This window comes from Streptomyces sp. NPDC047049 (genome assembly GCF_040643995.1).
Classification (GTDB): domain Bacteria; phylum Actinomycetota; class Actinomycetes; order Streptomycetales; family Streptomycetaceae; genus Streptomyces; species Streptomyces mooreae.
This window is the reverse complement of sequence record NZ_JBEYVM010000022.1, coordinates 112379-121825: the sequence shown is the minus strand read 5'-3', so window position 1 is coordinate 121825 and position 9447 is coordinate 112379. Positions and strand designations below refer to the sequence as shown.

Here is a 9447-nt window from a genome sequence, read left to right as displayed (position 1 = left end):
GACCCACTACGAGGACGACCCTCCGCCTTGCGAGCGCACGCACCAGACGCCGCGAGCCCCGCCCTCCGGGCGAACGACGGGACTTTGCGGACACGACCTAGGGGGTGTTTCCCCGTCCCGGCACAGCCGCTCACCGGCCCCGCACCGACTCGGTGCGGGGCCGGTCGGCTATCCGGAACCAGGGCCCCCGGTTCCGCCTCACCCTCTCGGAGCCCGTACGATCGAACCCCGGCGCGCAACGAACGGCTGCCCGGCGCACCGGTGCGCAATGATCAGTCGCCGTTGCGCAAGGAACCTGCATTACGGCAGGTCAGCGGCGGGCCGTAAGGTCATGCGCTGTACGTGGAGTGACGGAGTCCGTCTGCTCGGCGGTCTCCTGCTGCGGGTTGCTTCGGCATGCCCGTATACCGACCGCTGCCGGTCGCCGTCCCCCGTATCTCATCTGATCGGCAGCGATAAAGGAGCCACCCCAGTGTTGGAGCACGGCGCAGCCCCGCCCGCAGGGCCCCCACCGCAGTCCTCCGGAGGTCTCGGCACCCGGTTGATGCGGCGCAAGCCCGTAGAGCGGCTGGTCGCCGAGGGCGGCAAGGGCGAGGGGGGCACGCTCCGCCGGTCGATGGGCATGTGGCAGCTGACCATGATCAGCATTGGCGCCACGCTCGGCACCGGCATCTTCGTGGTGCTCGGCGAGGCCGTCCCGGACGCCGGGCCCGCGGTGATCATCTCCTTCATCATCGCCGGTATCACCGCCCTGTTCTCCGCGCTGTCCTACGCGGAGCTCGCCGGCACCATCCCGGTCTCCGGATCCTCGTACTCCTACGCCTACGCCACCCTCGGTGAGCTGGTCGCCTGGGTCTGCGGCTGGTGCCTGATCCTGGAGTACGGCGTCTCGGTCGCGGCCGTCGCCGTCGGCTGGGGCCAGTACCTCAACGAACTGCTCGCCGGCACGATCGGCATCACCATCCCGGACGCGCTGTCCCAGCCGCCCGGTGACGGCGGCGTCTTCAACCTGCCGGCGCTGCTGGTGGTGCTGCTGGCGATGGTGTTCCTGCTGGGCGGGGCCAAGGAGAGCGCCCGCGCCAACACGATCATGGTCATCGTCAAGATCGTTGCCCTGCTGCTGTTCTGCGGCGTTGCCGTGCAGGGCGTGAAGTCGGGCAACTACGCGAACTTCATGCCGATGGGCATGGCGGGTGTCAGCGCGGCCGGCGCCACCCTGTTCTTCTCGTACATCGGCTTCGACGCCGCCTCCACCGCCGGTGAGGAGGCCAAGAACCCGCAGCGCGACATGCCGCGCGCGATCATGCTCTCGCTGGTGATCGTCACCGCGCTGTACTGCCTGGTCGCGGCGATCGCCGTGGGCGCGATGCCCTGGCAGAAGTTCAAGGGCTCGGAGGCCGCGCTCGCCGGGATCATGAAGGACGTCTCCGGCCAGAGCTTCTGGGCCGTGCTGCTCGCCTTCGGCGCGGTCATCGCCATCGCCAGCGTCGTGCTGACCGTGCTCTACGGCCAGACCCGTATCCTCTTCGCGATGTCCCGGGACGGGCTGGTGCCGAAGGTGTTCGCCAAGGTGCACCCGAAGAGCGGCGCGCCGCGGGCCAACACCGTGATCGTCTCGCTGTTCTGCGGCATCCTCGCCGCCGCGGTGCCGCTGGGCCAGCTGGCCGACGCCACCAGCATCGGCACCCTGTTCGCCTTCGCGCTGGTCAATGTCGCGGTGATCGTGCTGCGCCGCACCCGCCCCGAGATGCCGCGCAGCTTCCGGACCCCGCTCTCGCCGCTCTTCCCGGCGATCGGTTTTCTGCTGTGCCTCTACATGATGGGCAGCCTCGGCGCCGTGACCTGGGTGGTCTTCGGTGTCTGGATGGTCGTGGGCCTTGTGGTCTACTTCGGTTACGGCTTGCGCCGCTCCCGATTGGCCACCGCAGAGAAGTGATCCACCCGCAGTGCGACTGAACGATCTCGACGAACGCATCGTCCACGCCCTCGCCGAGGACGCCCGCCGCAGCTATGCCGACATCGGCCAGGAGGTCGGGCTCTCCGCCCCGGCCGTCAAGCGCCGCGTCGACCGGCTGCGGGCCGACGGCGCGATCACCGGCTTCACCGTACGGGTCGATCCGGCCGCGCTCGGGTGGGAGACCGAGGGGTTCATCGAGATCTACTGCCGCCGCAACACCTCGCCCGAGGCGATCCACCGCGGCCTGTCGCGCTACCCGGAAGTGGCGTCCGCCTCCACCGTCACCGGTGAGGCGGACGCCGTCGTCCAGGTCTTCGCCGCCGACATGCGGCACTTCGAGCGGGTGCTGGAGCGCATCGCGGGCGAACCGTTCGTGGAGCGGACGAAATCCGTCCTGGTGCTCTCGCCGCTGCTGCGCCGCTACAGCTCGGGGGCGCCGGGCTGAGGGCTGTCCCGTACGCCCCCTCGTCGGCCCTCCGTACGGGCTCCCGGCACACGGCCGAGGGGCCCGTGCCTTTCAGAAGCTGTTGAGCAGGCGAGTGGCCCGGAGAGGCGCCTGGCCCGGAGAGGCGCCTGGCCCGGAGAGGCGCCACCCCGAGCCGGCCGAGGAAACCGGCGCCGGCCGGTGCCTGACCACCCTGCTCCTCTGCTTCCGCGTCGCCGATGGTGAAACGGAGCTCGTGACGCGGCCCGCGTCCGTCACGCCGGCGAGAAGTCCGGCACTCGCACCGGCCGCGAACCGTTCTTCAACGACTCCGCACCGGCCACGCCGACCATTGACGCGGCCACCGCAGGCCGCACCGGGACCAGCGGCGGCTCCCCGCGTTCCACCGTGGCCCGGAACCCCTGGAGAACTCGCACCGTCCCCTCGGCACGCCGCTCCACCGACCGCCCGTCCAGAGAGAGGGGTGGCGGGACCCGTTCCTCCTCGTGCGTGACGCCGTCGGGCCGTGTCCAGCCCTCCGCCCGGACGCGGACGGACCAGGACCGCTCGCCCGGTGCGCGCACGGACTCGGCCAGTGCCCGGGTACCGCGGACGGACAGCCAGCTCCAGTGGCTGTCGGGCTCGCCCTGGAGGAAGCCGTGACGGGTCACGGCCAGCGCGCCGGTGGACAGCCGGACGGTCATGACGACAGCCTGAGCCGGGCCTGCCTCGTGCGCCTGGAACGCGGCCACCTCTACCGGCCAGGCGCCCGTGACGGCCAGTACCGGCGAGACGGTGTGCGTGCAGTACGCCGTCGGGGAGATGCGGCCGCGCCAGCTGCCGGGGGCGCCGATCAGTGCGGCGACGTCCTCCGGTGACATGCCGTGCAGATAGTCGGCCTCCATCAGACTGACCCGGCCGAGATCCCCGGCCTCGACCGCCTGCCGGACCAAGCGGACGTGCGGGTGGCAGACGTAGTTCTCGGCGAAGGAGTAGGTGGCAGTGGACCGCTCCACCGCCGCGACCAGCAGCCGTCCCTCGTCCGCGTCCACGCAGGCCGCGCATTCGGACAGCACGTGCACGCCACGCTCCAGGAACGCGATAGCCAGCGGCGCGTGCGCATCGAAGTCGTTGGCCAGGACAACCCCGTCCAGGCGGAGGTCCAGCAGGTCCTCCCACCGCTCCGTGAGCACCGCTCCCGGCAATTCTTTCCCCGCCGCCTCCCGCCGCGCGACGTTCAGATCGCAGGCGGCCACCACCTCCATGCCCACCCGCCGGCACCAGCCCGCCAGGAACAGCCCCATCCTCAGCCCGATCACACCAACACGCATGCGCACATGGTCCCTTGGCGCCTGCTGCCCCTGGCAAGTCCTTTTCCGGCGGCCCCTCACGACACCAGCATCATCAGCCGCAGCCCCGACACCCGTCGTACACCGGAGTCCGGAAACACATACTCAGGCCGTGACCCGGCCCCGCCCGCTGCCCCCGTGGCCCGGAGCGCAACGAATCTTCAAAAGATCCCTTGAACGCGCAACGAATCGTCCCTCGGCGCGCAACGGTGACTCCTTGTCCCGCATCGGCGGCGGCCCGTACCGTCAATGCGTCCACCCGTACCGTCCTCGCCGAGGGGTCCCATGACGTCGCTGCACACCGCCCTGCTCCAGAGTTCGGGACGGCCCGGCGATGTCGCGCACAATCTGCGGGTCCTCGACGACGCGGCGCGCGAGGCGGCGGCGACCGGCGCCGGGCTGCTCGCCTGCCCCGAGCTGTTCCTCACCGGCTATGCCATCGGCGCCGACGTCCACCGCCTAGCCGAGACCGCCGACGGCGACAGCGCCCGGGCCATCGGGAAGATCGCCGCCGAGCACGGCATCGCGGTGCTCTACGGCTACCCCGAGCGTGCCGCGCAGGACGAGACCGACAGCGCCGCGGTGTACAACTCGGCGCAGCTCATCGGGCCGGACGGCTCGCGCCTCGCGAACTACCGCAAGACGCATCTCTTCGGCTGCTTCGAGCACGAATGGTTCACCCCGGGGGAGCGGGCCGTCGTCCAGGCCGAGCTGGCCGGCCTGAGGATCGGCCTGCTGATCTGCTATGACGTGGAGTTCCCGGAGAACGTCCGGGCCCATGCGCTGGCCGGCACCGATCTGCTGCTGGTGCCCACCGCGCAGATGCACCCCTTCCAGTTCGTCGCCGAGTCCGTCATCCCGGTCCGCGCCTTCGAGAACCAGATGTACCTCGCGTACGTCAACCGGGTCGGCGCGGAGGGCGAGTTCGAGTTCGTCGGCCTCAGCTGCCTGGCCGGTCCGGACGGTGTCGTCCGCACCCGCGCAGGCCGCACCGAGCAGCTGGTACGGGCCGAGGTCGACCCCGCCTTCCTGAAGCAATCCCGGGCGGACAACCCCTATCTGCACGACCGCCGGCCGGAGCTGTACGGCCCGCTGACCTGAACCGACCTCGCTCCACCCCTGATCCGACCCACCCGACCCCCTCTGCCGCCGCAGGCCGACCCCCCTGATCCGCCGCCGGCCGGGCCACCCGGCCCGCGCCGCCCTGCCTGCTGCGCCCCGTCCGCAAGGAGTCCGCCCCCGATGACGTCCACGGTGCCCACCGCCGCCCACCACGCGGATGCCCAGCCGCCGATCACCATGTTCGGCCCGGACTTCCCCTACGCCTACGACGACTTCCTCGCCCACCCGGCGGGCCTCGGCCAGGTCCCCGCGACCGAGCACGGCAAGGAGGTCGCGGTCATCGGCGGCGGCCTCTCCGGCATCATCACCGCCTACGAGCTGATGAAGATGGGCCTCAAGCCCGTCCTCTACGAGGCGGACCAGATAGGCGGCCGGCTGCGCACCATCGGCTTCGAGGGCACCCCGGCCGACGCCGCGGGCCTGACCGCGGAGATGGGTGCGATGCGCTTCCCGCCGTCCTCGACGGCGCTCCAGCACTACATCGACCTGGTGGGCCTCGCGACCAAGCCGTTCCCCAACCCGCTGGCCCCGGACACCCCCTCGACCGTCGTCGACCTCAAGGGCGAGTCCCACTACGCGCGTACGGTCGAGGACCTTCCCGAGGTCTACCACCAGGTGATGGACGCCTGGAACGCCTGCCTGGAAGAGGGCGCGGACTTCTCCGACATGAACCAGGCGATCCGCGAGCGCGACGTCCCGCGCATCCGCGAGATCTGGTCCCACCTCGTCGAGAAGCTCGACAACCAGACCTTCTACGGCTACCTCTGCGACTCGACGGCCTTCAAGTCCTTCCGCCACCGGGAGATCTTCGGCCAGGTCGGCTTCGGCACCGGCGGCTGGGACACCGACTTCCCCAACTCCATCCTGGAGATCCTGCGGGTCGTCTACACCGAGGCCGACGACCACCACCGCGGCATCGTCGGCGGCAGCCAGCAACTGCCGCTGCGCCTGTGGGAGCGCGAGCCCGCGAAGATCGTGCACTGGGCGCCGGGCACCTCACTGTCGTCGCTGCACGACGGGGCGCCCCGGCCCGCGGTCACCCGCCTGAACCGCACCGCCGGCAACCACATCACGGTGACCGACGCCGACGGCGACATCCGCACCTACCAGGCCGCCGTCTTCACCGCGCAGTCCTGGATGCTGCTGAGCAAGATCGACTGTGACGATGCGCTGTTCCCCATCGACCACTGGACGGCGATGGAGCGCACCCACTACATGGAGTCCAGCAAACTCTTCGTCCCCGTCGACCGGCCGTTCTGGCTCGACAAGGACGAGGACACCGGCCGGGACGTCATGTCGATGACGCTGACGGACCGGATGACCCGCGGTACCTACCTGCTCGACAACGGACCGGACGAGCCCGCCGTCATCTGCCTCTCCTACACCTGGTGCGACGACAGCCTCAAGTGGCTGCCGCTGGACGCGAACGAGCGGATGGAGGTCATGCTGAAGTCCCTGTCGGAGATCTATCCGAAGGTCGACATCCGCAAGCACATCATCGGCAACCCGGTCACCGTGTCCTGGGAGAACGAGCCCTACTTCATGGGCGCCTTCAAGGCGAACCTCCCCGGCCACTACCGCTACCAGCGCCGCCTGTTCACCCACTTCATGCAGGACCGGCTCCCCGAGGACAAGCGGGGCCTGTTCCTCGCGGGCGACGACATCTCCTGGACCGCGGGCTGGGCCGAGGGCGCCGTGCAGACCGCACTGAACGCGGTGTGGGGCGTGATGCACCACTTCGGCGGTGCGACCGACGCCACGAACCCGGGTCCGGGCGACGTCTACGACGAGATCGCACCGGTCGAACTGCCTGAGGACTAGCTCCTCCGGGGCCGGGGCCAGGACCAGGGCCGGGGCCGGGGCCGGTTGAGCGCGGTGTCCTCGCAGGCGTCGCGGGAAGACGCCGCGACACGATGGCCGGGGTGGTGGCCGGATCAGCCGGGCAGCGGAGTCAGCAGCATCCGCCCGACCAGGCCCACCCCGGCATCCAGCCGCTCGGTGAGCTCTTCGGCCACCTCCGGCAGCCGGCGTACGCCCCACAGCGCCCTGGCCGCCACCCAGGCGCCGTCCCTGGCCTTGTCCAGGCTCCACGACCCGATCAGATGCGTCAGCGGATCGGCCACGTCCAGCACATCGGGGCCGGGCATCAGCCGCTCGCGGATCTGCTCCTCCAGGCCGGTCAGCACCTCGCCGACCCGGTCGAAGTCGCTTTCCAGCGCGGCCGGTTCGCACTCCAGCGCCCGGCAGGTGTCCAGCACCGCCAGCGCCAGATCGTGGCCGATGTGGGCATTGATCCCGGCCATCGCGAACTGCAGCGGATGCACTCCCGGGTGGCGGCGGAGCTGGAAGAGCGGACGCCAGCAGGCCGGTGGCCGCAGCCCGGCGGCCGTGGCGTCCAGCGCGTCGAAGTACCGCAGCGCGAAACGCACGTCCAGCTCGCCCGCGGCCGCCGGGTCCTGGAACGCGCCGTCCCCGATCTGCCGCGCCACGGCTTCGGTGACCGACAGGTAGACCCCGTTGAAGACGGCCACCCCGTCCTCGGCGGGCAGCGCCTCGGCCAGCGCCCGCATCCGGGCCAGTACGTCCGGCACGTCCGTCGCGGCCGTGGAGTCCGGTCGGGCGGATGGCCGGGCGGCGGGTCCTGCCAGCGGGGCGGCCGGCCTGCCACGGATGTCATAGCGCTGTGTCGTCGTCATCCACTCAGCGTGACATCCCGGTTACGGATGGGGACGGTGGCTCCCGGTCGTTGACCGGAACGAGGTAACGAACGGCGCGCCTCGTTGTGGCGCGGGAGCGGACGCGAGCCGCTGCCGTCGGGCCGCGTCGGACCACGTGGGGCTGCCTCGGGCCGCGCCGGGCCGAAGATCCCGCGGATGCCCTGCGGCGACTCCTCGGATGTCCGGCGCCTTCAGTTTGTCCAGAAGCAGTCGTTCGACTATGAATCACCTCGGCTCTGTGACGTGCAGGGCGTCGCGGAGTGGAGAGTGATCATGGCCGGCCTCGGGTGGACAGTGCATGGAGACGGGCGGCATCTGAAGCCCGGCGAGGTGGTCAGGCCCGGGGAGCGCCTGACGTGGGGGCGGACGATCGCGCTCGGTGCCCAGCATGTCGTCTCGATGATCGGGGCTTGCTTCGTCGCCCCCGTGCTCATGGGTCTGGACCCCAGCCTCGCCCTGATGGCGTCGGGTGTGGCCACCGCGCTGTTCTTGGTGATGACCCGCGGACGCATCCCCAGCTACCTGGGCTCCTCGCTCTCCTTCGTGGGCGTGTCCGCCGTGATCGCGGGCCAGGGGGGCGACGCCGGCACACTGACGGGGGCGATGCTCGTGGTCGGTGCCGCTCTGGCCGGCTGTGGCCTCGTCATCCATGCCGTCGGGGCGCGGGTGATCCACGCCGTGCTCCCGCCGGTGGTGACCGGCGCGGTCGTGATGCTGATCGGCTTCAACCTCGCCCCCGTCACGGCGTCCACGTACTGGCCGCAGGACCAGTGGACCGCTCTGGCGACGATGCTGTTCACCGGGCTCGCTCTCGTCGTCCTGCGGGGCTTCTGGTCGCGGATCGCCATCTTCCTGGGCCTGGTCTTCGGCTATGCGCTGTCCTGGATCCTTGACCGCACCGCGGGCAAGATTCACTCGGTCAACGGTGCGGGCAAGCTCACGGACCACTGGCGCATCGACTTTTCGGGAGTCGCCAAGGCTGACTGGATCGGCCTTCCCGCGTTCCACGCACCGAACTTCTCGGCCTCCGCGGTCCTCGTCGCGCTGCCGGTCCTCATCGCGCTGATCGCGGAGAACGCCGGACACATCAAGGCGGTCGGCGCCATGACCGGTGACCCCTTGGAGGACAAGATGGGCGTGGCCATCATCGCCGACGGCACCGCAACGGTCCTGTCCACCGCGGTGGGCGGCCCCGCCACCACGACCTACGCCGAGAACATCGGTGTGATGGCGGCCACCAGGGTCTACTCCACCGCGGCTTACTGGGCGGCGGCCGGCTTCGCCTTGCTGTTCGGTCTGTGCCCGAAGTTCGGCGCGGTGGTGGCGGCGATTCCCGGCGGGGTGCTGGGCGGTATCACCGTCATCCTCTACGGCATGATCGGCCTGTTGGGCGCGCAGATCTGGGTGCGGAACAAGGTGGACTTCTCGGTTCCGCTGAACCTCATTCCCGCGGCGGCGGGAATCATCATCGCCATCGGTGGTGTCTCGCTGAAGTTCACCGAGCACTTCGAACTGAGCGGCATCGCCTTGGGGACGCTCACCGTGCTCACTGGCTACCATGCCCTGCGCTGGCTCTCCGGGGCGGCAGGCCGGCCCCGCACGCCCCTCCTCGACGCCGGCACCAGCGAGTACACGGAGCCCACGGACGGGGAGGACTGACGCGACGCGGGCACCTCCGCCGCATTCGGCCCCTGGCCCCCGGCGTCGGCGTCAGCCGCGACGCGGGTCCGGGGGCCCACGTGCCGCTGTCCGCCGCACGCCCGGGCAGCTCACGGCGCGAAACGCGCATCAGGATCCAGGCCAATCCCGGCCCGTCGTGTGCCTCAGGAGCTCGTCAGGGAACACGTGGTGTTTCCGGGGTCACGGACCCGAAGCACT

Annotated in this window: 7 protein-coding genes; 5 read left to right on the top strand and 2 right to left on the bottom strand. The window is 70.6% G+C overall.

Annotation, left to right across the window (positions count from 1 at the left end):
* Positions 1-544: 544 nt before the first annotated feature.
* Both ABZ851_RS32655 and ABZ851_RS32650 read left to right on the top strand, forming a co-directional pair.
* Positions 545-1936, top strand: coding sequence for an amino acid permease (locus ABZ851_RS32655; RefSeq protein ID WP_336050945.1), 1392 nt, complete (start codon positions 545-547; stop codon positions 1934-1936).
* A gap of 10 nt (positions 1937-1946) precedes the next feature.
* Positions 1947-2402 (top strand): Lrp/AsnC family transcriptional regulator, encoded by a 456-nt coding sequence (locus ABZ851_RS32650; RefSeq protein WP_042156812.1) that lies wholly within the window; start codon positions 1947-1949, stop codon positions 2400-2402.
* 254 nt (positions 2403-2656) lie between these two features.
* On the opposite strand, the gene ABZ851_RS32645 is transcribed toward ABZ851_RS32650, so the two are convergent.
* Positions 2657-3712 (bottom strand): Gfo/Idh/MocA family oxidoreductase, encoded by a 1056-nt coding sequence (locus tag ABZ851_RS32645; protein ID WP_361135359.1) that lies wholly within the window; start codon positions 3710-3712, stop codon positions 2657-2659.
* A gap of 303 nt (positions 3713-4015) precedes the next feature.
* On the opposite strand from ABZ851_RS32645, the gene ABZ851_RS32640 reads away from it, so the two are divergent.
* Positions 4016-4831 (top strand): carbon-nitrogen hydrolase family protein, encoded by an 816-nt coding sequence (locus ABZ851_RS32640; protein WP_336050911.1) that lies wholly within the window; start codon positions 4016-4018, stop codon positions 4829-4831.
* Positions 4832-4972: 141 nt separating this feature from the next.
* Complete coding sequence (locus ABZ851_RS32635; RefSeq protein WP_361135355.1) at positions 4973-6673, top strand: NAD(P)/FAD-dependent oxidoreductase; 1701 nt, start codon at positions 4973-4975, stop codon at positions 6671-6673.
* Between the two features lie 113 nt (positions 6674-6786).
* Here the strand turns inward: ABZ851_RS32635 and ABZ851_RS32630 are convergent, their stop codons facing one another.
* Positions 6787-7443, bottom strand: a complete 657-nt coding sequence (locus tag ABZ851_RS32630; protein WP_361135371.1) for a DUF5995 family protein — start codon at positions 7441-7443, stop codon at positions 6787-6789.
* 399 nt (positions 7444-7842) lie between these two features.
* On the opposite strand from ABZ851_RS32630, the gene ABZ851_RS32625 reads away from it, so the two are divergent.
* On the top strand, positions 7843-9228 hold the full coding sequence (locus ABZ851_RS32625; RefSeq protein WP_361135352.1) for a solute carrier family 23 protein: 1386 nt from the start codon (positions 7843-7845) through the stop codon (positions 9226-9228).
* Positions 9229-9447 lie beyond the last annotated feature (219 nt).